This is a genomic window from Parviterribacter multiflagellatus (assembly GCF_056863265.1).
Genome location: NZ_JBXPIZ010000004.1, coordinates 416,104 through 437,705 on the forward strand (window position 1 = coordinate 416,104; position 21,602 = coordinate 437,705).

General features: G+C 72.1%; 16 protein-coding genes. 10 read left to right on the forward strand and 6 right to left on the reverse strand.

All coding sequences use genetic code 11. The features are described from left to right. Nucleotides 1-66: 66 nt before the first annotated feature. Together AC1UE5_RS11390 and AC1UE5_RS11395 are read right to left on the reverse strand one after the other, a co-directional pair. On the reverse strand, nt 67-1,929 hold the full coding sequence (locus tag AC1UE5_RS11390; protein WP_482923251.1) for a hypothetical protein: 1,863 nt from the start codon (nt 1,927-1,929) through the stop codon (nt 67-69). 112 nt (nt 1,930-2,041) lie between these two features. Next, complete coding sequence (locus AC1UE5_RS11395; RefSeq protein ID WP_482923253.1) at nt 2,042-2,947, reverse strand: manganese catalase family protein; 906 nt, start codon at nt 2,945-2,947, stop codon at nt 2,042-2,044. Between the two features lie 117 nt (nt 2,948-3,064). On the opposite strand from AC1UE5_RS11395, the gene AC1UE5_RS11400 reads away from it, so the two are divergent. Next, complete coding sequence (locus tag AC1UE5_RS11400; RefSeq protein WP_482923255.1) at nt 3,065-4,699, forward strand: SpoIIE family protein phosphatase; 1,635 nt, start codon at nt 3,065-3,067, stop codon at nt 4,697-4,699. A 4-nt stretch (nt 4,700-4,703) separates the two neighbouring features. Here AC1UE5_RS11400 and AC1UE5_RS11405 read toward each other — a convergent pair whose 3' ends face one another. Both AC1UE5_RS11405 and AC1UE5_RS11410 read right to left on the reverse strand, forming a co-directional pair. After that, nucleotides 4,704-6,794: a PKD domain-containing protein gene (locus AC1UE5_RS11405; protein WP_482923257.1), complete on the reverse strand. Its 2,091-nt coding sequence runs from the start codon at nt 6,792-6,794 to the stop codon at nt 4,704-4,706. Nucleotides 6,795-6,875: 81 nt separating this feature from the next. Continuing rightward, a complete protein-coding gene (locus tag AC1UE5_RS11410) occupies nt 6,876-7,358 on the reverse strand; it encodes an Lrp/AsnC family transcriptional regulator (RefSeq protein ID WP_482923259.1) in 483 nt (160 codons plus the stop codon). 68 nt (nt 7,359-7,426) lie between these two features. Between AC1UE5_RS11410 and AC1UE5_RS11415 the strand changes: the two genes are divergently transcribed. The 4 genes from AC1UE5_RS11415 (at nt 7,427) to AC1UE5_RS11430 (ending at nt 12,376) form a co-directional block, all read left to right on the forward strand. Beyond that, on the forward strand, nt 7,427-8,818 hold the full coding sequence (locus AC1UE5_RS11415) for a cystathionine beta-synthase (protein ID WP_482923262.1): 1,392 nt from the start codon (nt 7,427-7,429) through the stop codon (nt 8,816-8,818). Continuing rightward, entirely contained in the window at nt 8,815-9,930 is a 1,116-nt protein-coding gene (locus AC1UE5_RS11420; protein ID WP_482923264.1) for a trans-sulfuration enzyme family protein, read from the forward strand. The genes AC1UE5_RS11415 and AC1UE5_RS11420 overlap by 4 nt, the downstream gene beginning before the upstream one ends. A gap of 66 nt (nt 9,931-9,996) precedes the next feature. After that, a complete protein-coding gene (locus tag AC1UE5_RS11425; protein WP_482923266.1) occupies nt 9,997-11,085 on the forward strand; it encodes a hypothetical protein in 1,089 nt (362 codons plus the stop codon). Between the two features lie 46 nt (nt 11,086-11,131). Next, entirely contained in the window at nt 11,132-12,376 is a 1,245-nt protein-coding gene (locus AC1UE5_RS11430; RefSeq protein WP_482923268.1) for a Glu/Leu/Phe/Val family dehydrogenase, read from the forward strand. Here the strand turns inward: AC1UE5_RS11430 and AC1UE5_RS11435 are convergent. Together AC1UE5_RS11435 and AC1UE5_RS11440 are read right to left on the reverse strand one after the other, a co-directional pair. Then, nucleotides 12,288-13,040, reverse strand: a complete 753-nt coding sequence (locus tag AC1UE5_RS11435) for a TVP38/TMEM64 family protein (RefSeq protein ID WP_482923270.1) — start codon at nt 13,038-13,040, stop codon at nt 12,288-12,290. The genes AC1UE5_RS11430 and AC1UE5_RS11435 overlap by 89 nt on opposite strands. Further along, entirely contained in the window at nt 13,001-13,927 is a 927-nt protein-coding gene (locus tag AC1UE5_RS11440) for an isoaspartyl peptidase/L-asparaginase family protein (protein WP_482923273.1), read from the reverse strand. The genes AC1UE5_RS11435 and AC1UE5_RS11440 overlap by 40 nt, the downstream gene beginning before the upstream one ends. A 175-nt stretch (nt 13,928-14,102) precedes the next feature. Here AC1UE5_RS11440 and AC1UE5_RS11445 point away from each other — a divergent pair, with 175 nt between their 5' ends. From AC1UE5_RS11445 to AC1UE5_RS11465, 5 genes are all read left to right on the forward strand, one after another. Further along, a complete protein-coding gene (locus tag AC1UE5_RS11445; protein ID WP_482923275.1) occupies nt 14,103-15,953 on the forward strand; it encodes an ATP-dependent nuclease in 1,851 nt (616 codons plus the stop codon). Nucleotides 15,954-16,023: 70 nt separating this feature from the next. Beyond that, entirely contained in the window at nt 16,024-17,172 is a 1,149-nt protein-coding gene (locus AC1UE5_RS11450; RefSeq protein ID WP_482923277.1) for a M20 family metallopeptidase, read from the forward strand. A 26-nt stretch (nt 17,173-17,198) separates the two neighbouring features. Continuing rightward, on the forward strand, nt 17,199-18,683 hold the full coding sequence (locus AC1UE5_RS11455) for an LCP family protein (RefSeq protein ID WP_482923279.1): 1,485 nt from the start codon (nt 17,199-17,201) through the stop codon (nt 18,681-18,683). Then, the gene (locus tag AC1UE5_RS11460) at nt 18,680-20,221 is read left to right on the forward strand and encodes an LCP family protein (RefSeq protein ID WP_482923281.1); all 1,542 of its coding nucleotides are present in this window, start codon (nt 18,680-18,682) and stop codon (nt 20,219-20,221) included. The genes AC1UE5_RS11455 and AC1UE5_RS11460 overlap by 4 nt, the downstream gene beginning before the upstream one ends. 45 nt (nt 20,222-20,266) lie before the next feature. Further along, nucleotides 20,267-21,601 carry a UDP-glucose dehydrogenase family protein gene (locus tag AC1UE5_RS11465; protein ID WP_482923283.1) on the forward strand — a complete coding sequence of 445 codons (1,335 nt, stop codon included), beginning with the start codon at nt 20,267-20,269 and terminating at the stop codon, nt 21,599-21,601. The last annotated feature ends 1 nt before the right edge of the window (nt 21,602 follow it).

The window sequence follows — 21,602 nt, forward strand, 5'->3', positions numbered from 1 at the left end:
TCCTCACCCCGCCTTACCGAAACCTTCCCGCCGTGCGGGCGCGGGCCGCGCGGCAGCCGGATGGGGCTAGCGGCGCACCACCTTCAGGCGCAGGTTCGTCGTCGCGCGCGCCACCTCCTTGCCCGAGCGCGTCGCGATCTCGACGGCGATCCGGCGCGTCTTGCCGACGCGCAGCAGCCGCCGGCGATCGGAGCGGATGGTCACCTGCACCGTGCGGCTCCTGCCGACGGGGATCGTGAACCCGCGCGAGCCCAGCTGGCGCTTCGTCGACCGGTCCCGCACCACGACGTCGCCCACGCACACCGGCCCGCGCGCGCCGCACGTCAGCTTCAGCGTCACGGCGGTGCGCGTCAGCTTGACGGCCTTGCGGTCGACCGCGACCTTGCCGGGCGCGATGACGGGGAGCTTCGGCAGCGCGGGCGCGGGCCCGGCGGGCGGCGCCGGCGTGGGCGTGCCCGGCGGCGCGGGCGGCGGCGGGTCGGGCTGGAGCGTGAGGAGCTGCGCGAACACATCGCGCTTGCGCGGCACGGCGCCGGGCGTCGCGGGCGGGCCGCTCCAGAGGGCGAGCACGCGGTCCTCCGCGAGCGGCAGCAGCTCCGCGCCGGAGATCCGCGTCTCCGTGACGCCGTCCGGCCCGACCGCGGAGGCCCGCACGCCGACGCCCGGCAGCCGCGGCGTGAGGTCCTCGCCGACGTGCTGTACGAACGCCTCGAGCTCGTCGTTGGCGAGCGGCTCGGGATCGGCCGACGCGAGCACCGCCGCGCCGCCGCGCAGCGGCGCGATGGCCGGCTCGATCGCCGAGCGCTGCGCGGTCCCTGCCGGGGCGGTGGACGTGAGCTGCCGGTCGGTCGCGCCACCGAGCTCCGTGAGGTCGCTGCCACGCACGCGTTGGCCGAAGACCTCGTACTTGTCGGTCGGCAGGGCGCCGGCGCCCGGCGCGGTGGACCAGGTGACGAGCAGCTCCCCCGCCCCATCGACCGCGAGAGCCGGCCGGCCGACGCCCGTCCGGGAGCCGTCGAGCGCGGTCTGCGACCAGCGCGTCGCCGACGGGCCCACCGCCCCGTCAGCGCTGACCGGGATGCCGAACACCTCGCTCTTGTACTCCGCGAACGCGTACGTGCCGGTGACGCCCACGCGCGCGGCGTACGCGACGACGTAGCGGCCGGTCCGCGGGTGGAACACGACTTCGGGCTGCTCGACTCCGGTCGCGTCGTCGCTCGCCGCGCCGACGGCCCCGAGCGTGAGCGGCGCCCCGAGCGGCGCCAGGTTGCCGTCGATGCGCTGGCCCACGGCGCTGCGCTTGAGGCCGAACGCCGGCCCCTCGTTCCCGGCCTCCCACACGACGAGCGCCTCGCCGCGCGTAGGGTGCACCGCCAGCCGCGGCGCGTAGGGCCTCGGGTCGCCGTCCCCGTCGGCGCCGACGTGCGAGAGCCGCACCTCCGGCCCCGCCGCGAGCACGCCGGTCGCGGTCAGGCGGTGCGCGAAGATCTCCTCCTCCTCGGTGCCGGCCGACACGTACCCGCGCCAGGCGACGAGCCACTCACCGCGCGCCGGGTTGAACGCCACGTCCGGCGACAACGCGTCGTGGTCGTGCCCGCCGGGCGTCGTCGAGATCTTCTGCTCCGGCCCGAGCGGCGCGAGATCCGGCCCGAAGAAGCGGCCGTGGATCTCGTACTTGATCTGGCTGTCCCCCGGGCCCCACGCTTCGCCCCGCGCGTAGACGACGAGGATGCGGCCGGTCGCCGGATCGCGGGCGGCCGCCGGCAGGAGCCCGTGGCTGCGCAGCGAGTCGTCCGGGCCGGCCTGCGTGAGGCGGATCGCGTCGCCGCTCCTGCCGAGGATCTCCGCGTGGGCCGCGGCGGGCACCGCCGCGCAGCTCAGCAGCGCAGCGGTCAGCAGCAGGGTCAGCCGTGCTCCGGGACGGGACATGTGCCGACCCTCTCCGATCCGCACCCGCCAGGTCAACCGCGGGCGGGAGGCCCGCGCGCCGGCCGGCGGGCCACCTCACCGAGGGCCCGCCGGCACGCCGCGGAGGGCGGCGTCAGTCGCCGGTCATGGCGCCCATGACCGAGCGCGTGAAGCGGGCGGCCATCCCGCCGCCGGAGCCGGGCGAGGCCGGTCCGGTCGCCTCGACGCCCGCGTGGACCTCGGGCGGCGCGGGCTGCAGCTCGGGCTGCGGCGCCGCGAACCTCTGCGGGTCGACGACGCCGCGGAACTCGCTCTTGCCGTCGAGCGTCGCGCCCTGCAGCCAGCGCGCGCCCGGGTCGACCTCGCCATCCGGCGCGTGGTGGACGAACGAGTACGCGGCCTCGTCGTACTCCTTGCCGTTGTCGAAGTCGCCCGGCGCGTTCGCGGCCATCTCCGGGCCGAGCTCCTCGAGCACCGCGAGCCACTGCTGCTGGTGCATCGTGTCGCGCGCGATCAGGTAGCGCAGCAGGTCCTTCATGCCCGGGTCGTCGGTCAGCTCGAGCAGGCGCAGCGCGAGCGTGCGCCCGACCGCCTCCGCCGCGACGTTCGCGCGCATGTTGGCGATGAGGTTGCCGGCGGTGTCGACGGATGCCGCGTTGAACGGCACGCCGTTGGCGTCGGAGGGCATGGCGCTCAGGCCGCCGGAGAGGTAGTGGCGCGGCTCCAGCGCGCCCATCCGCGCGGCCACCGCCGGGTTGGTGACCACCTCGTCGACCATCTCGGACTTCGCGCCCTCGAGGTTCATCGCCACGGCGGTCGCGAGCAGCTCGACGTGCCCCATCTCCTCCGTTCCGGTCGAGATGAGCAGGTCGCGGTACTTCGCCGGCCCGCGGTAGCCCCAGCCCTGGAAGAGGTACTGCGTCATCACACGCAGCTCGCCCTCCGGCCCGCCGATCGCCTGCTGCAGCATCCGCGCGAACACGGGGTTCGGCTTGTCGACGCGGACCGTGTAGGCGAGATCCTTGTGGTGGAAGAACATGTCGCCGGTCGGACCCGCGAGACGCGCCGCCGAAACGGCCTACGCGCCAGCGGCTGTCGCTTTGCAACCGCCGTCCGTAAGGTTCGTCGGGGTGCTCGGGAGGGCAGGAGGGAGCAGGTGATCGACGAGCTGTTCGGGTCCGCGCCGGTCGGGCTCGGTGCGTTCGACGCCGAGCTGCGCTACGCGGCGGTCAACGACGCGCTCGCCGAGCTGTCGGGGACGACCGCCGACCGGCTGATCGGGCGGCGGCCGTCGGAGGTGATCGGGCCGGTCGGCGAGCGCGCCGAGGAGGCGCTGCGGCGGGTCAGGGAGTCCGGGCAGGTCGAGCGGCTGATCGGCTCGGGGACGCTGCCGGGCGCCAGTGAGGAGCGCTGGTGGCAGGTCGTGCTCTTCCCGCTCGCCGGCAGCGACGCGATCGGCATCGCCGCGGTCGACGTCACCGAGCGGATCCGCAGCGAGCGTGAGCTGGCCGACGCGCATCGCCGCGACGCGCTGCTCGCCCGCGCCGGCCACCTGCTCTCCACCGCGCTCAGCGTCGAGGAGACCGCGGAGGCGATCGTCAAGCTCGTCGTCCCGGAGGTCGCCGACTGGTGCTTCGTCGAGCTGGCGCGCGACGGGCGGGTCGACCGGGTCGCCTACGGCCACCGCGACCCCGCGAAGTCCGCGGCGCTGCGCGAGTTCGAGCAGCGCTACCCGATCGACCCGGAGGCGCCGGCCGGAAGCGCGGCGGTCGTCCGCACCGGCGAGCCCGAGCTGGTCCCGGAGATCCCCGACGCGATGCTCCAGGCCGTCGCTCAGGACGCCGAGCACCTGCGCATCCTGCGCGACATCGGGTTCCGCTCGTCGTGCGTCGTGCCGCTCGTCGCGCGCGGGCGCATCCTCGGCGACCTCGCGCTGGCCACCGACGGGACCCGCGAGGACGCCCGCACGTTCGGGCCCGAGACGCTGAGCCTCGCGCGGGCGATCGCCGACCGCGCGGCGCTCGCGCTCGACAACGCGACGCTCTACGCGCAGCGCGACCGCGTCGCGGTGTCGCTGCAGGAGGAGCTGCTGCCGCCGCGGCTCCCCGCGATCCCGTGGCTCGACGTCGCCGCGCGGTACAGCGCGGCGGGGGAGGGGAACGAGGTCGGCGGCGACTTCTACGACCTGTTCGCGTCCGGCAGCGGCTGGCAGGTCGTGATCGGCGACGTCGTCGGCAAGGGGCCGGCCGCTGCCGCGATCACCGGCCTCGCGCGCCACACGATGCGCGCGGTCGCCGCCTACGAGAGCGCTCCGAGCCGTCTGCTGCGCGTGCTCAACGGCGCGCTGCTGGCCGAGCGCGAGGGCCACCGCATCGCGTCCGTCGCGTGCGTGCGGCTCGACCGCGAGGGCGACGGGCTGCGCATCACGGTGAGCATCGCCGGCCACCCACGCCCGTTCGTCGTCCGGCGCGACGGGTCGGTGCGCGAGGTCGGCGAGTTCGGCCACCTGCTCGGGCTCGAGCCGGAGGTGCTCGTGTTCGACGTCGAGGAGCGCCTCGACCCGGGCGACGTCCTCGTGCTCTACACCGACGGCGTGGTCGACGCGGGCGGGCCGAACGGCATGTTCACCGAGCAGCACCTGCCCGCGCTGCTCGCGGACCTCGCGGGCCAGGCGCCCTCCCGCATCCTCCAGCGCGTGCAGGGCGCGGTGCTCGCGGCGTCCGGCGGCCGCCCGCGCGACGACGTGGCGATGATCGCGCTGACGGTCCGCCGGCCCACCGACCCGGTCTGACGCCTCAGCGCCGCACGGTGAGCGTGGCCGTCGCCGCCGCGCGCCAGCCGTCCCCGGCAACGCCCTCGGCCCGCACCGCGAAGGCGACGGAGCGCCGCTTGGCCAAGCGCCGCGCGACCGCCTTGCTCAGCCGCAGCCGCAGCGTCGTCTTCCGGTTCGCCTTCGCCGCCGACCGCACGGTCCCGACCGTCACGCGCTTCGCGCCCTTCGCGACCTTGAGCCCGAGCGCGCGCGCCGTCGCGGCGTCGACCGTCACGCGCACGGTGCACCGGCCGGCGATCGGCAGGGTGCAGGTGAGCGCGAGCGAGCGCCGCTCGGCGACCGTCGCCAGCCGTTGGGCGGGGGCCGCGAGCTGGACGCGCAGGCGCGGCGGGACGGGTGGGGTCGGGGTGGTCGTCGTCGCGCCGCCGGGCGTCGCGCCGCCGCCACCGCCACCACCGCCGGCCGGGCCCGGATCGCCGCCGCCCGGACCCGGATCGCCGGTCAGCGGCGACACGCTCACCGTCGCGCTCGCGGTCGCGGGCGCGCCGAACCCGTCGGTCGCGCGCACCGTGACGGTGTACGACCCCGCCGCCGCGAAGGCGTGCGTCGCGCTCGTGCCGGTGGCGGTCGTGCCGTCGCCGAAGTCCCAGGTGACCCCCGTCGCGCCGCTCGCCTGCACCGAGAAGCTCAGCTGGGTCCCCGCGATGCCGGTCACGGGAGCCACGAGGTCGCTCAGCGACGGCGTCGCGGCGTCGAAGTCGACCGTCGACAGGAGCGTCCTGCCGAGCGAGAGGGCGGTGACGGTCGCGTTGCCGCCGGGCGCCGCCGCCACCGCCGGGACGCCGTACTCGTCCAGCTCCGTCGCGAGGTCCCGGGCGGGCTCCCAGTCGCGGTCGGGCGCAGGGGTGCGCCGCGCCGCCTGCAGCGTGCCCACGCCGCCTGCGTACGCCATCCACGTCGCCGTCGCGGTGCCCTGCTCGTCCAGCACCAGCGCGAGGTTGCGGGTGTCGAGTCCCGCCGCGGACAGGTCGTCCGGCGACTGCCACGACCCACTGCCTGCCGGGTGGCGGGCCGCCTGCGCCACCACGTCCGTCCCGTTGTCGCGCGACCACGCCGCGAGGGCGTCGCCGCCGGGCTCCATCACCAGGTCGACGAACTCCGCGTTGCCGCCCGCGGCCGACACCTGCTCGGACGCCGACCAGGTCGACGCGCCCGCCGCCCGGCGGCTGGCGCGGACGACGCGGTGGGTGCCGTTCGACTCGGTGAAGGCCACGGTGCCGTCGCCGTCCGCGTCGACCGCGATCGCCGGTGTGCCGGCGCTCGTCCCGGGCGACGGCACGTCGGCGGGCGCGCCCCACGCCCCGCCCGTGCTGCGCGTCCGGGTCCGGACGACCGTCGTGCCGCCGGCGGCGTGGGTCCACGCGACGAGCGCGGCGCCGTCGGGCGCGAACGCGAGGCGGGCGGCACTGGCGCGCTCCCCCGCGCCCGCCGCGAGGACGTCGGGCGCGTCCCAGTCCGACGCGCCGGGCGCGAGGCGCGCGGCGTGCAGCTCGGTGGTCGTGCCGTTCACCGGAACGGTCCACGCGGCGAGCGCCTCGCCGTCGTCGGTGAGCGCCAGGTCGGAGACGTTGAGCGTGGTCTGGACGACGCCTGAGACGTCGCGCGTCGGACCCCACGTGCCGCCGGCCGGCCGCAGCCGCGCGCGGATGCGGGCGTTCCACGCGCCAGCGGAGCCGTTGACGTCGCGCTCCGCCCAGACGACGACCGCGTCGCCGCGGGCGTTGACCGCCAGCTCGACGCCGCCCTCGGCCATCCGGCCGCGGTCGCCCGCCCCGTTCGTGCCCGCCGGCCGCGTGTCGAGGCTGAGCTTCACGGGCTCCTGCCATCCCTCGCCGGCGGGGCGGTCGGCCGTCATGATCCGCGGCGCCTGCGCCGGCACGCCCTGCAGCCATGCCGCCGTGCCGTTCCCGGCGCCGTCGTACGCCAGACGCGGGACCCACGCGAGGTCCACGACGTCCGACAGCGGCGCCGGCTCCGTCCACTCCGCCGCCGCGCCCGGCGCCAGCGCGCCGCAGCAGGCAGCCACGATCATCGTCACGAGCGCAGCGCGCACGTCCTACCTCCGGGTCGTCGGTCCCTGAACCGGGGCGCGACGGTACCAGTGGTCGCCGCGTCGCCCAAGCGGCGTGGACGCTCAGGCGACGGGGAGCGCGGGGTGGATGCCAGGCCCGCGGCGGTGCTCGTAGATGAGGGAGGTCTCCGCGTGCGCGACCGCCGGGTGCGTGGCGAGGTGGTCGACGACGAACTCGCGCAGGTCCTGCGCGTCCGCCGCTCCGACCCACACGAGGTAGTCGACCGGGCCGGTCATGTGGAAGATGCTGAGCACGCCCGCGAGCCCGCGCACGTGGCGGGTGAAGTCCTCGATCTGCCCGCGCGCGTGGACCGCGAGGCGGACCGCGATCATCGCCTGCAGCGGCCGGCCGAGCGCCGCCAGCTCGACCTCGGCGTGGAAGCCGGTGATGACCCCGTTGGCGCGCAGCGCGCGCACGCGAGCAAGGGCCGTCGACGGCGCCACGCCGACCCGCTCGGCGAGCTGGTTGTTGGGGATGCGCGCGTCGTCGGCCAGGATTTCGAGAATGGCGCGGTCGGTCGCGTCGAGCGGTGGGAAGTTCGCCATATCGCGGAAGTTTCGCAGGATCTTCGGAGGTCCTGGACATAGCCCGAATCGTTCTTACACTCGGAGACATGTCTGCGCTCCCTGAGACCCGCACCGGCGCGATCAAGGACTCGATCCTCGACGCGATCGGCGACACGCCGCTGGTCCGGCTCGCGCGGCTGGGCGCCGGCCTGACGCCCCAGCTCGTCGCGAAGGTCGAATCGCTCAACCCCGGTGGCTCCATCAAGGACCGCGTCGCGGTCGCGCTCATCGAGGCCGCCGAACGCGACGGCAAGCTCCGTCCTGGCGGCACGATCGTCGAGCCGACCTCCGGCAACACCGGCACCGGCCTCGCCATCGCCGCGCGCCTGAAGGGCTACCGCGTCGTCGCGGTCATGCCCGACAAGATGTCGTCCGAGAAGATCGACCTCCTGCGCGCCTACGGCGCCGAGGTCGTCGTCGCGCCGACCGACGTCCCGCCGGACTCGCCGCAGTCCTACTACCGCGTCGCCGACCGCCTCGCCGCCGAGATCCCCGGCGCGTTCCAGCCCAACCAGTACTTCAACCCGGCCAACCCGGCCGCGCACTACGCGTCGACCGGCCCCGAGATCTGGGAGCAGACCGAGGGCAAGATCACCCACCTCGTCGTCGGCGTCGGCACGGGCGGCACGGTCTCCGGCACCGGCAAGTACCTCAAGGAGCAGAACCCCGACATCGTCATCGTCGGCGCCGACCCGGTCGGCTCGATCTACTCCAACGACGAGGTCAAGCCGTACCTCGTCGAGGGCGTGGGCGAGGACTTCTGGCCCGAGACGTTCGACCGCGACATCGTCGACCAGTGGGAGACGGTCTCCGACAAGGACTCGTTCCTCATGACGCGCAAGCTCGCGGCGGTCGAGGGCATCCTCACGGGCGGCAGCGGCGGCATGGCCGTCGAGGCGGCACTGCGCACGGCGGCGAAGATCACCGACCCGAACGCACTCGTCGTCGTGATCCTCCCCGACGGCGGCCGCTCCTACCTGAGCAAGATCTACTCCGACGCGTGGATGACCCAGTACGGGTTCCTCGAGCGCGGCGGCGCCCAGACCGTCGGCGAGGTGCTTCGCCGCAAGACCGAGGAGGGCATGGTCCCCGGCCTCGTCTCCGTCCGCACCCACGACAAGGTCCGCGACGCGGTGGCGCTGCTGCACGAGCACGGCGTCTCGCAGCTGCCGGTGGTGTCCGCGCACGACCCGCAGGCGGTGGTGGGATCGGTCTCCGAGTCCGGCCTGCTCCGGCACGCGGTGTCCGACGCGCAGATGCTCGGCGAGGAGGTCGTGCGGGTGATGGAGGCGCCGTTCCCGGCGGTCGCCGCCGAGGACCCGGCCACCGAGGCCGTCGCGCTCCTGCAGGGCGACCGCCAGGCGCTGCTCGTGACGATCGACGGGCGCGCGGCGGGCATCGTGACGCGCGCGGACCTGCTGGAGGCGCTCGCCCGGTGAGCGCCTCCGACACCGCCCGCGACACCCGCGACTTCGCCACCCGCGCCGTCCACGCCGGCCTGGAGCCCGACCCGCATTTCGGGTCGGTCATCCCTGCCATCCACCAGACGTCGACCTACCGCCAGCCGCGGCCCGGCGAGTTCGTCGAGGAGTTCGACTACTCGCGCAGCGCGAACCCGACCCGGGCGGCGCTGGAGAAGGCGCTCGGCGAGCTGGAGGGCGGGCTCGGGAGCGCGTTCAGCTCCGGCATGGCCGCCACCCACGCGCTGCTCACCGCGGCGGCCGGCGCGGGGAAGCACGTCGTGCTCCCCAACGACCTGTACGGCGGGACGTACCGCCTGGTCGACAAGGTGCTGACGCGGTTCGGGCTGGACTACACGCTGGTCGACCAGACGACGCCGGAGAACGTCGTCGCCGCGCTCCGGCCCGAGACCGCCGTCGTGTGGATCGAGACCCCGACGAACCCGCTCCTCAACGTCGTCGACGTCGCGCGCGTGGTGGAGCTCGTGCGCGCCGCGCCGGGCGGCGGGGAGATCGTCATCGCGGTCGACAACACGTTCGCGACGCCGGTCGTGCAGCGCCCGCTGGAGCTCGGCGCGGACGCCGTCGTGCACTCGACCACGAAGTACCTGGGCGGCCACTCCGACGTCGTCGGCGGCGCGGTGATCGTGCGCTCGCCGGAGCTGTACGAGCAGGTCCGCTTCGTCCAGAACGCCGTCGGCGCGGTGTCCGGCCCGTTCGACTCGTTCCTGGTCCACCGCGGCCTGCGGACCCTGCACCTGCGCGTCGCGGCCCACACCGCCAACGCCCGCGAGGTCGTCGCGTTCCTCGAGACGGCGCCCGGCGTCACGAACGTCCGCTGGCCCGGCTTCGGCGGCATGGTCTCCTTCCAGCACCCCGACGCGCTCGGCATCGTCTCCCGCACGAGGCTCTTCACGCTCGCCGAGTCCCTCGGCGGCGTCGAGTCCCTCATCGAGGTCCCGCAGGCGATGACCCACCAGTCCGTCGAGGGCTCCGACGCGGCCGTGCCGGCCGACCTCGTCCGCCTCTCCGTCGGCGTCGAGTCCGCTGTAGACCTCGTCGCGGACCTCCGTCAGGCCTTGGCGGCCTGACCCTCGCGTACGACGGTCGTCCACCAATTTTGAGGTGCAGCGCAGACGCGGCCTAGCGTCCGCGCCATGAGGAGAACGCAGCTGTGCCGGTTCCTGGCAGGGGCCGTCATCACCGCCGCGGCGTGCGCGCCCACGGCGTCCGCCCACGACGGCATCGACCACGAGCTCGACGTCGAACAGGAGCGGGTGGGCGCTGTCGTCGTCACCACCCATGGCGATCGGGGGCACAAGCGAACCGTGCTCAAGGACGAGCGGCTCGAGCGCTCTGCGACAGCGGTCTCCCCGCAGAGCGAACCCGGCAAGCAGTACATCGACTACGTTCCGCAGATCCAGCCCAACTGCGCTGGTGACGGAACGAAGCGGTACCGCGTGCTGTACGGGCACTTCGCGGACCAGCCGAACCGGCTGAACTCCTTCGTCGAGGAGATCGGGTTCAGCCTCCGCGCGAACAACGGCCTCCTCGCGCAGAACTCCCGCCAGGCGCGCAACGGGGTGTACAAGGAGGCGCGTCTCCGCCTGAACTGCGATCAGGGCGGCAACATCACGATCGAGCCGCTGGTGGTCAACCACGGTGCTCCGACCTTCTTCGGCAACATCGTCGACGCGGTCGAAGCGCAGTACGGCGACAACGACGGCGAGTACGAGTACAAGGGCGACGAGCGGTTCCTCGTGTACATGGACGCCTCGTCGGGGTCGACCGAGTGCGGCCGCGGCCAGATGATCACCAAGGACTCGACCGGCGACACCACGCCGGCGACTGTCGGCTCCTGGACCAACTTCAGCAACACCTTCGGAGGTCACGTCGCCGCCGTGTACCGGTCGCCGACCCGGTCGGGCCACACGTGCTGGGTCACCGATACGGCGCTTCACGAGGTCCTGCACACGATGGGCGCGGTGCAGCCCAGCGCGCCACACGCGTCGCTCCACCTCCACTGCACCGACGGGCACGACGTCATGTGCTACGACGACAGCGATCCGGACGATCCTCCCGGCTCTCCGGTGTACACGACGACGTCATGCAGCTGGAACGCGATCGACTGCGGCAGCGACGACTACCTCAGCGTGTGGTGGCCGACCGGCAGCACGTGGCTCAACACCCACTGGAACATCGGCGATCCGACCATGAACGGCTGGATCCACATCCACACCAGCTAGCGCAACCCGACGTGTAGCGGGCTCGCCCGACAGGTAGGTCTGCCGGGTGAGCACGTTCACCGACGCGAGCGGCCGGCTGGAGGCCGCGATCGAGCACGCCGGCGTGTCGCGGGACACGATCGAGCGGCTGAAGCTCCCCAAGTCCGTCTTCAAGGTGTCGATCCCGGTCCGGATGGACGACGGGCGGCTGGAGGTGTTCGCCGGCTACCGGGTCCGGTACGACGACACGCGGGGGCCGACGAAGGGCGGCGTGCGGTTCCATCCGGACGTCGACGCGGACGAGGTGCAGTCGCTCGCGTTCTGGATGACGTTCAAGTGCGCGGCGCTCGGGCTGCCGTTCGGCGGCGGGAAGGGCGGCGTCGCGGTCGACCCCAAGCGGCTCTCGACATCCGAGCTGGAGCGCCTGAGCCGCGGCTACGTCTCCGCCGTCGCCGACGTCATCGGGCCGGACGTCGACATCCCCGCACCGGACGTCGCGACGAACGCGATGGTCATGGGCTGGATGATGGATCAGTACGCGATCATCAAGCGGCGCATCGAGCCCGGCGTGGTCACCGGCAAGCCCGTCTCGATGGGCGGTTCGGTCGGCCGCGACACCGCCACCGGCGACGGTGCGTGGCACGTGATCCGCACGCTCCTCCCCGACCTCCTCGACGGCGACGCCGAGAGCGTCACCGTCGCCATCCAGGGCTTCGGCAACGCCGGCCAGGTCCTCGCCCAGCAGCTCCACAACGCCGGCCACAGGGTCGTCGCGATCAGCGACTCGAAGATCGCGCTCCACAACCCCGACGGCATCGACGTCCCGGCCGCGCGCCAGGCGAAGGCCGGCGGCGGGCTGAAGGCCAACGGCGCCAAGGAGATCGACCCGCGGGACCTCCTGGCGCTCGACGTCGACCTGCTGTGCCCTGCCGCGCTGGAGAACGCGATCACCGAGGACAACGCGCGCGACGTCCGCGCGAAGGTGATCTTCGAGGTCGCCAACGGCCCGGTCAGCGCGGCGGCTGACGACATCCTCGCCGAGCGCGACGTCACGATCGTCCCCGACATCCTCGTCAACGCGGGCGGCGTCACCGTCAGCTGGTTCGAGTGGGTGCAGAACCGCACCGGCCTGCCGTGGGACGAGGAGAAGGTCGCCCGCGAGCTGGAGGACCGCATGGTCCGCGAGACCTGCAACATCCGCGACCTCGCGCGCGAGAAGGGCCTCACCCTGCGGACGGCGGCGTACGTCCATGCGCTCCGCCGGATCGGGGAAGCGGTGGACGCGCGGGGCGCGCACGACGACTACGCGTGACGAGCCGCCGCGCCAGCTCGGCCCCGACGACCGCGGTGAGGATCAGCACCCCGACGGCCGCGAAGGCCAGCGGCGAGTCGGGGTCGTCGAGCGACGCGCCGATCGACGTGTAGGAGAACGCGCGCGGGGCCGCGCCGATCGCGGTCCCCAGCGCGATCTGCCACACGCGCAGGCCGAGCGCGCCGAACACGTACGACGCGGGCGCGTCGGGGACGCCGGGGATCAGCCGCTGCACGATCACCGCGACCGTCCCGTGCTCGCGCGCCAGCTCACCCAGCGACTCCAGCCGCGGGCCGGACAGCGCCTCGACCGCGTCGCCCGCGGTGCGCCGCGCGGCCAGCAGCGCGATGACGGCGGTGAGCACCGACGCCGCGATCGTCGCGACCGTCCCGACCGCCGCCCCGAACAGCAGCCCGCTCGTTCCCGCCAGCACCGGCCCCGGCACGAGCGCCGCGCCGAGCAGCCCGCCGACCACGACGTAGGCGACCGGGGCGAACGCGCCGAACGGGTCGACGACCGACCGCACGTCGTCGGAGTCGAGGACGTCGAGCAGCCAGAACGCGGCGAACGCGGACGCCAGCGTGAGGGCGACCGCGGTGAGGCGGAAGGCGGCGGCGCGCCGGCTCAGCGGCGGGGCGGGTCCCCAGGCCCGATCGCCGTCCACGGCTCGCCGCCGGTGCGCAGCAGTCCCCGCGCCATCGCGGGCGTCGTGAACGGGAGGCAGACGTTGCCCTGCGGGTCGACCCCGACGATGCCGCCGGTGCCGGGCACGCGGCTGCGCAGCACGAGCGAGCAGACCTCCTCGATGCCCAGCTCGCTGAAGCGCAGCGTCGCGGCGACCTCGTGCGCGACGGCCGCCGTGATGAACGCCTCGCCGTCGCCCGTGGCCGAGACCGCGCAGACGCCGTCCTGCGCCCAGGTCCCGCTGCCCGGCAGCGGCGCGTCGCCGACCCGACCGGGGAGCTGACCCTTCATGCCGCCGGTCGACGTGGCCGCGGCGAGGTGGCCGGCCGCGTCGAGCGCCACCGCGCCGACGGTCTCCGCCTCGTCGAACGGCGTCTCGGACGCCGCGCGCTTGCGGGCCGACGCGGCCTCGCCGAGCGGGATCGCCTCCGGGCCGCTCAGCTCGGCGGCGCGCGTGAAGTACTCCGGCGGGACGCGTTCGAGCCCGACCTCGTCGGCGAGCGCCTCGGCGCCGCGGCCGACCATCAGCACGTGCGGCGTCCCGTCGAGCACCGTGCGCGCGAGGGCGACCGGGTGCTTGACGCCGGTGACCGCCGCCACGGCGCCGGCCCGCGGCCCGATGCCGTCCATGATCGCGGCGTCGAGCTCGACCGTTCCGTCGGCGGTCGCGACCGCGCCGTGGCCCGAGTTGAAGCGGGGCGAGTCCTCCAGCACCTCGACCGCGGCCTGGACGGCGTCGACGGCCTTGCCGCGCCGCTTGAGGATCTCGCCGCCGGCGAGCAGCGCTTCGCGCAGGGCCTCGTGGACGAGCTCCTCGCCCTCCTTCTTCCAGGCTCCCGCGCCTCCGTGGATGACGATGACGGACACGACGGAGGAGCGTACGGAAGACGGCGCATCGCGGCTGAGCAGGGTGGTGCTTCGCGCACGGTGGTCGTTACCGAACAGGCCGGAACCGACCGGCACCACCAATAACGTGCACCACGTGCGTCTCTTGTCATGCGGAATGTGGGGCTACCGTCGCTTCCGAGACGTTGCTCCCAACATGGACGTTGCGTCGGCCGTCGTCGCGATCATCGGTCCGAACGAAGCGGGGAAGTCCTCGTTCCTTCGAGGGCTTCTGCAGTTGAACGGAACCGGGGAGTTCGCACCCGGCGACGCCACGCGCGGCAGCGACGGCCGCGTTTGCGTCCGAGCGACTTTCGCGCTGGAAGAGCGAGACCGACAGCTCTTGCTGGACATTCCCGAGGCAGCCGAGATCCGGACGATCGATGTCTGGAAGCGAGAGAGCGGACGACTTCACGCCGACGTAGCGCCTGAGATCGTCCGGTCGATTGAGCCGCGGCTTGCGGCTGCGAAGGCGCTTGAGGTAGTCACTGCACAGAAGCGATTTCGAGACGACGCGGAACTCCAGGCCGACATCGGGAGCTCGTTGACCGTGCTCCGGAAGCAGGAGGAGTCGCTGGCTGAGAGCGACGTCGCGACGTTGACATCATTGGCGGGGAAGCTTGCCGGTTGGGAGCCCTCGACCGCAGCACAGCGAAACGCTCTCACGAAGCTCGGGAGTGCGATCGAGAACGAGGCTCGGCCCGCACCGGGGGCGCTCGCGGCCCAACGCCTGCTCGACGAGCGACCCGAGTTCCTCATGTTCGACGAACCACATCGGGCGCTCCCGGCCACGCACACGCTCGGCGAGAAGGTTCCGCTCGCACTTCGGAATCTCACCGAGCTTTCGGCGCTCGACGTGGCTGATCTCGTGGCTGCGGTGGATGCTGGCGATGAGGCGACCGTCGAGGAGCTGCTCTTCTCGGCGAACCGTGCGCTTGAGCGGATCTTCGCGAAGTGCTGGACGCAAGCGAACGTCGCGGTCCGGTTCCGTGTCACGGATCGCACACTTCATGTACTCGTGACGAGTGCCCCAGGCCGATTCATCTCTCTCGCGGAGCGGAGCGACGGCTTCAGGCAGTTCGTCGCGCTGATGAGCTACGTCGAGCGCTTTAGCGCGCGACAGGACGTCGTCCTGCTCATCGATGAGGCGGAGACGCATCTGCACTACAACGCACAAGCGGACTTCGTGCGGGTGCTGACCTATCAGGAGCTAGCCGGCAAGGTCATCTACACCACTCATTCGGCGGGTTGCCTTCCCGAGGACATCGGCGTCGGGGTGCGCCTCATCGAACCCACCGGGCCGACGGACGTCCCCGCGGGAGAGTGGCAGCACAGCAGAGTCGAGAACCGAGTTTGGGGCCGGCCGGACCTTCAGGGCGCCTATTCGCCGCTGCTCATCGCGATGGGCGCGGGAGCGCTGGCGTTCTCGGCCGCTCGGTATGCCGTCGTTGCTGAGGGCCTTACGGATGCGATGCTACTGCCGACACTCTTGCGAGAGGTCACAGGAAGGCCCGCTCTCGGCTATCAGGTCGCGCCTGGCATCTCTGAGGCAAGCGCCGAGACATTAGGTGCGCTGGATCTCTCGGCGGCTCGCGTCGCGTACGTCACTGACGGTGACTCGGACGGCGCGCGTCTTCGGCAACGACTTCTCGATGCGGGTGTTCCGGCTGAGCGCATCTTGAAGCTCGGAGACAGCAGCCGTCCTCTGTCTCTGGAAGATCTGCTCGATCCTGCCGTGTACCTCACGGCGCTGAACGCAGAACTAAGGGACCGTCATGGAGTCGCGATGCCTGCGTCGTCTTTGGCACCGTTCGGTCGAGCGACCGCGGCGCGCGAGTGGTTGCGCTGCGAGCTTGGAGATCGATCTGTCGACATCTCCAAGCGGGCAGTCGTGCAGCGCGTGCTAGACCACGACACCGCGCCCTTGGTCGCGGCAAACCGTCGACGTCGACTAGCCGCATTGCACAAAGAGATCACCCGAATTCTCGGAATCCCGTTGGAAGCCTGACCGTCAGCGTAGGTTCGCCGGTCCGGGTTACGGATGAATGAGGCCGCGATCGATCCCTAGACTCGCTCGGATGGACGAACGCGTGCTGTGCGAACGCCTCATCAGCGCCGACACGAGCACGCTCGACGGCCTCCGGAGCGCCGCCGGGTTCGTCAAGGGCTGGATGGAGGCCCGCGACATCGCGGTGCAGGAGCACGACTTCAACGGCCTTCCCGTGTTGGTCGCTGCTGTGGGCCCGCCGCCCGAGACCAACCCGCCGACCGTCGTCTTCCACGGCCACCTCGACGTCGTCCCGGCGCACCCGGAGCAGTTCACGCCCCGGATCGAGGGCGACCGGCTGATCGGCCGCGGCGCCTACGACATGAAGGGCGGCCTGAGCGCGATGATGTGCGCGCTGCGCGACGTCGCCGACCAGGATCGCGTGCGGGTCGTCTTCACGTGCGTGCCCGACGAGGAGTCCGAGGACGTCGAGCGCCACTCGATCGACTGGCTCGTCCGCGAGCACGGCATCCAGGGCGACTTCGCCATCACCGGCGAGCCCACCGACCTGCACATCGGCATCCAGGCCAAGGGCGTGCTCGCGCTGCGCGCCGCGGTCTCCGGCACCGCCGCCCACGGCTCCACGCCCTGGCTCGGCGACAACGCGATCTTGAAGGCCCATGACGCGTTCCGGCGAATCGAGACCTTGCCGTTCTCGCGCGAGTCGTCCGACCTCTTCGACCGCCCGTCCATCAACCTCGCGCGGATCAACGGCGGCGACGCCTTCAACAAGGTCCCCGATCGCTGCGAGATGGACGTCGACATCCGCTATCTCCCCAACCAGGACCCCGGCGCGATCCTGGCCCAGATCCGCGAGATCGCCGATCTGGAGATCGTCCGCTGCTTCACGTGGCCGCCCGCGGTCGTCTCGCGCACGAACCCGTACGTCGTCGCGCTGCGCGCCGCCGTGCGCCGCTACACGGCCGGGGAGGAGTCGCTGAGCGTCGGCCGCGACGGCGCGTCGGACGTCATCACGTTCCTCGAGGCGGGCATCCCCGGCGTCGAGTTCGGCCCCACCGGCGCCGGCCACCACGGCCCGGAGGAGTGGGTGTCGATCGCGTCGCTCGCGCGGTACCGCCAGACGCTGACCGACTTCATCACGATGCTCCCGGAGCGCCTGGCCGAGGAGGATGCCTCCGCCCCGGCCGACCTGCGCGCGATCGACGGCGGCCTCGCCTGATGGACACGCCGCGCGCGGATCGCAGCATGCTCCTGCGTGCGTTCCTCGCTGCGGTGCTCATCATCGTGCTCACCGCGGGCGCCAGCGCGACCGCGGCGCTCCTGAAGATCGACGAGATCCTCCCCGACATCGAGCCGCCGCAGATCCTCGCGCCCGACATCAACAAGGAGATCGAGAAGCCGGAGCCCGGCGAGCCCCAGACGCTCCTGCTGATCGGCTCCGACGGCCGCTGGCAGAAGGACGACGAGGAGCCCGCGCGGTCGGACACGATGATGCTCGTCCGGATGGACGACGAGCAGAAGGCAACGACCGTCCTGTCGATCCCGCGCGACCTGCGCGTGCAGATCCCCGGCCACGGCCTGGCGAAGATCAACGACGCGTACGCGCTCGGCGGCCCGAAGCTCACGCTCCAGACGATCAAGTCGATCACGGGCCTGAAGATCCACGGCGTCGCGAACGTCAACTTCAAGGGCTTCCGCAGGGCCGTCAACTACTTCGACTGCTTCTACGTCGACGTCGACCGGCGCTACTACCACTCCAACGTCGGCGTCCCGATCGGCCAGCGCTACGACGCGATCGACATCCCGCCCGGCTACCAGAAGCTGTGCGGCATCAAGGCGCTCGACTACGCGCGGTTCCGCCACCTCGACACCGACCTCGTGCGCGCCGCCCGCCAGCAGGACCTGCTCCGCGCGGCCAAGGACCAGATCGTCGACCAGATCTCCAACGGGTCGGTCGAGGAGCAGATCAAGGACCTCGGCCAGATCGTGGCCGACTCGATGCAGACCAACGGCCGGCTGCGCGAGAAGGCCGGCTTCCTGTCGATCGCCAAGCTGGCGCTGGCCTCGCGCGACCACCCGGTGCGGCAGGTCGAGTTCCCCGCGACGTTCGTCGACGAGGGCGGCGAGGACGGTCAGAAGATCTCGTACGTCGAGTCGACGCCCGACCAGATCGCCGGCGCGGTCTTCCAGTTCCTCCACGGCGGCCAGACGCAGGCCGAGATCGACGGCACCGCGCCCAAGAAGAAGGCGGTGTCGAAGAAGAAGCGCGGCACGGTCGCGCAGGCGCAACTGCGCGACGCGCGGGAGGAGGGCGCCAAGCTCGTCCGCGACACCGGCAGGCGCGCCGACCGGCTCGGCTTCCCGATCAAGTACCCCACGCACCTCACGCAGCGCGGCAAGTACGACGACAAGCTGCGGCTCTACCAGCTGCGCGACCGCGAGGGCCACCTGCGGCAGGCGTTCCGCTTCACCGTGGCGGAGGACGAGAACGCCGGGCAGTTCTATGGTGTCCAGGGCACGACCTGGAAGGATCCGCCGCTGCTCAAGAACCCGAGCCGGACGCGGCGGATCAAGGGACGGAAGCTCGAGCTGTTCCGCGCGGGCTCCAAGCTGCGCTTCGTCGCGTGGCGCACGGACGCCGGCACGTACTGGATCTCGAACACCCTGAACATGAAGCTGAGCGACGACGAGATGCTGGCCATCGCGGCCTCGCTGAAGACCGCCAAGTGAGCGCCCTGCCCCCATCAGATCACCCGCCGCGCCTGGCGTGGGGGATGTGGAAGCGCTTCCTCGCGGCCATGGTCGCGATCGCGTTCTTCACCGCCGCCGCGAGCGCGACCGCCGTGCTGCTCGAGGTCGACTCGTCCCTCGAGGCGTTCACCCGGTACAACAAGCCGCTCGAAGGCGTCGACGAGGTCCTCGAGGACGTCGACTCGGGCGAGCCGCAGACGATCATGCTGATCGGCTCGGACCGCCGCTGGGGCGACACGAAGGCCGGCATCAAGCCGCGCTCGGACACGATCATCCTCGTGCGCCTCGATCCGGACGAGGACGCCACCGCGATCCTCTCCATCCCGCGCGACCTGAAGGTCACGTACCAGAGCAAGGACGGCGGGACGTACAACGACAAGATCAACGCCGCGTACTCGATGGGCGGGCCCAAGGCGACCGTCCAGAAGGTCAAGCAGCTGATGGGCGGCGACTTCCCGATCCACCACGTCGTCAACGTGAACTTCGGGGCCTTCACGCGCGCGGTCAAGCGGCTCGGCTGCTTCTACATCGACGTCGACCGCCGCTACTTCAACGACAACAACCCGCCGGTCGCGAGCGACTCGAACTACGCGACGATCGACCTCAAGCCCGGCTACCAGAAGCTGTGCGGCCAGGACTCGCTCGACTTCGTCCGCTTCCGCCACCTCGACACCGACATCGTGCGCGGCGCCCGCCAGCAGCACTACCTGTCGGAGGCCAAGGACCAGCTGGGCATCGAGCGGCTGTTCCAGGACCGCGAGGAGCTGCTGGAGCTGTTCGGGCGCTACACGGACACCGACATCCGTTCGAGCGCCGCGGTGCTGCGGCTCCTCAAGCTCACCTACGAGGCGTCCCGCTCGCCGCTGCGGCGCGTCAACTTCCGCGCCGACCTCGGCCAGGAGTTCGTGACGATCACGCCCGAGAACCTGGCGCGCGTGCGCAACGAGTTCCTCGAGGTGAAGGCGTCCAAGACGACCCAGTCGACGAAGGCGCGCTCCAGCGGCACGTCCTCCTCGTCCGGCAAGTCGTCCAAGCGCAAGAAGAGCAGCGGCGCGTCGAGCGTCCCCGGCCTGTCGCCGACCGGCACGCCGGTCGAGGACTCGGCGATCCTCGCGCAGCCGAAGGTCCCGTTCCCGCTCTACTACCCGACGCTGATCCGCACCGGCGGACGCATGTGGGACGGCTTCGAGTCCGACAAGCCGCGCACCTACGACCTCTTCGACCCGGACCGCAAGCGCTACCGCGCCTACCGGTTCACCGTCGAGGCTCCCGGCCTGGGCGAGTACTACGGCATCCAGGGCACGAACTGGAAGAACCCGCCGCTGCTCAACAGCCCGTCCGGCTACCAGACCTCGCGCGGCCGCAAGCTGATGCTCTTCCGCGACGGCTCGCGCCTGCGGATGGTCGCGTGGAAGACCGACAAGGGCGCGTACTGGGTGTCCAACACGCTCCTGCGCTCGCTGACCAACCGGCAGATGATCGCCATCGCCTCGTCGCTCAAGCGCGTCGGCGGCTAGGCGGCCCTGCGGTCCTCCCCTACGGCTAGATTGTCCGACTCCCTTATGAGCAGCCAGCGTGAACCCATCGGCGTCATCGGCACCGGCTACGTCGGCCTCGTCACCGCGGCCGGCTTCGCAGAGCTCGGCAACGAGGTCTGGTGCATCGACATCGACGCCGACAAGATCGCCCGCCTCAAGCGGGGCGAGATCCCGATCTACGAGCCGGGGCTGGCGGAGCTGGTCGAGCGCCACAAGGGGCGCCTCCACTTCTCGACGGACATCGCGGACGCGCTGCAGCACGCGCGCCTGCTCTTCGTCGCCGTGGGCACCCCGCCGTCGTACTCCGGCGACGCCGACCTGAGCGCCGTGTACTCCGTCGTCGAGGCGATGCCCGCCTCCGAGGAGCACGCCCTGGTGATGAAGTCGACCGTCCCGGTCGGCACCGGCCGCCACATCAAGCGGCACTTCCAGGACACCGGCAAGGCCGGCTTCCGCTACGTCTCGTGCCCCGAGTTCCTCAAGGAGGGCTCGGCCGTCAAGGACTTCCTCCACCCGGACCGCGTCGTCATCGGCGACGACGGCGACTGGGCGGGCCAGGCCGTCGAGGAGCTCTACGCCCCGCTGGGCGCGGAGATCCTGCGGATGGACATCGCCTCGGCGGAGATGGTCAAGCTCGCGTCCAACGCGTTCCTCGCCACGAAGATCTCGTTCATCAACGAGATCGCGAACGTCTCCGAGGAGACGGGCGCCGACGTGCTCGAGGTCGCGAAGGGCATGGGCCTGGACGACCGCATCGGCCAGAAGTTCCTCCAACCGGGCATCGGCTTCGGCGGCTCGTGCTTCCCGAAGGACGTCAGCGCGCTCAAGCAGCTCGCGGGCAACTCCGGCTACCACTTCCAGCTGCTGTCGGCGGTCATCGAGGTCAACGAGCTGCAGAAGCGGCGCGTCATCGGCAAGCTCAAGCGCCACGTCGGCGCGCTGCCGGGCAAGCGCATCGCGCTCCTCGGGCTCGCGTTCAAGCCGGACACCGACGACATGCGCGAGGCCTCCTCGCTCGTGCTCGCGGGGCGGCTGCAGGGCGAGGGCGCGACCGTCGTCGGCTACGACCCGATCGCCGAGGAGGAGGCCCGCAAGCTCATGCGCGGCGTCGAGTTCGCGCCGTCCGCGCTGGACGCGGTCAAGGACGCGGACGCGGTCGTGCTCGTCACCGAGTGGCAGGAGTTCCGCGAGCTCGACTTCGGCGCCGTCGCCTCGGCGATGCGCGGCGACCTCGTCATCGACGGGCGCAACGCGCTCGATCCGGACGCCGTCCGGGCCGCCGGCCTCAAGTACGAGGGCGTCGGGCGCGGCACCGACCGCGAGTTCGCCGCCGAGCCCACCGGCGAGATCACCGTCTGAG

Bases quoted from the DNA above. Each gene is read 5' to 3' on its own strand.
- AC1UE5_RS11395 (WP_482923253.1), bottom strand. From the start codon at position 2,947: ATGTTCTTCCACCACAAGGATCTCGCCTACACGGTCCGCGTCGACAAG.
- AC1UE5_RS11390 (WP_482923251.1), bottom strand. From the start codon at position 1,929: ATGTCCCGTCCCGGAGCACGGCTGACCCTGCTGCTGACCGCTGCGCTG.
- AC1UE5_RS11455 (WP_482923279.1), top strand. From the start codon at position 17,199: ATGCTCCTGCGTGCGTTCCTCGCTGCGGTGCTCATCATCGTGCTCACC.
- AC1UE5_RS11450 (WP_482923277.1), top strand. From the start codon at position 16,024: ATGGACGAACGCGTGCTGTGCGAACGCCTCATCAGCGCCGACACGAGC.
- AC1UE5_RS11465 (WP_482923283.1), top strand. From the start codon at position 20,267: ATGAGCAGCCAGCGTGAACCCATCGGCGTCATCGGCACCGGCTACGTC.
- AC1UE5_RS11445 (WP_482923275.1), top strand. From the start codon at position 14,103: ATGGACGTTGCGTCGGCCGTCGTCGCGATCATCGGTCCGAACGAAGCG.
- AC1UE5_RS11425 (WP_482923266.1), top strand. From the start codon at position 9,997: ATGAGGAGAACGCAGCTGTGCCGGTTCCTGGCAGGGGCCGTCATCACC.
- AC1UE5_RS11410 (WP_482923259.1), bottom strand. From the start codon at position 7,358: ATGGCGAACTTCCCACCGCTCGACGCGACCGACCGCGCCATTCTCGAA.
- AC1UE5_RS11415 (WP_482923262.1), top strand. From the start codon at position 7,427: ATGTCTGCGCTCCCTGAGACCCGCACCGGCGCGATCAAGGACTCGATC.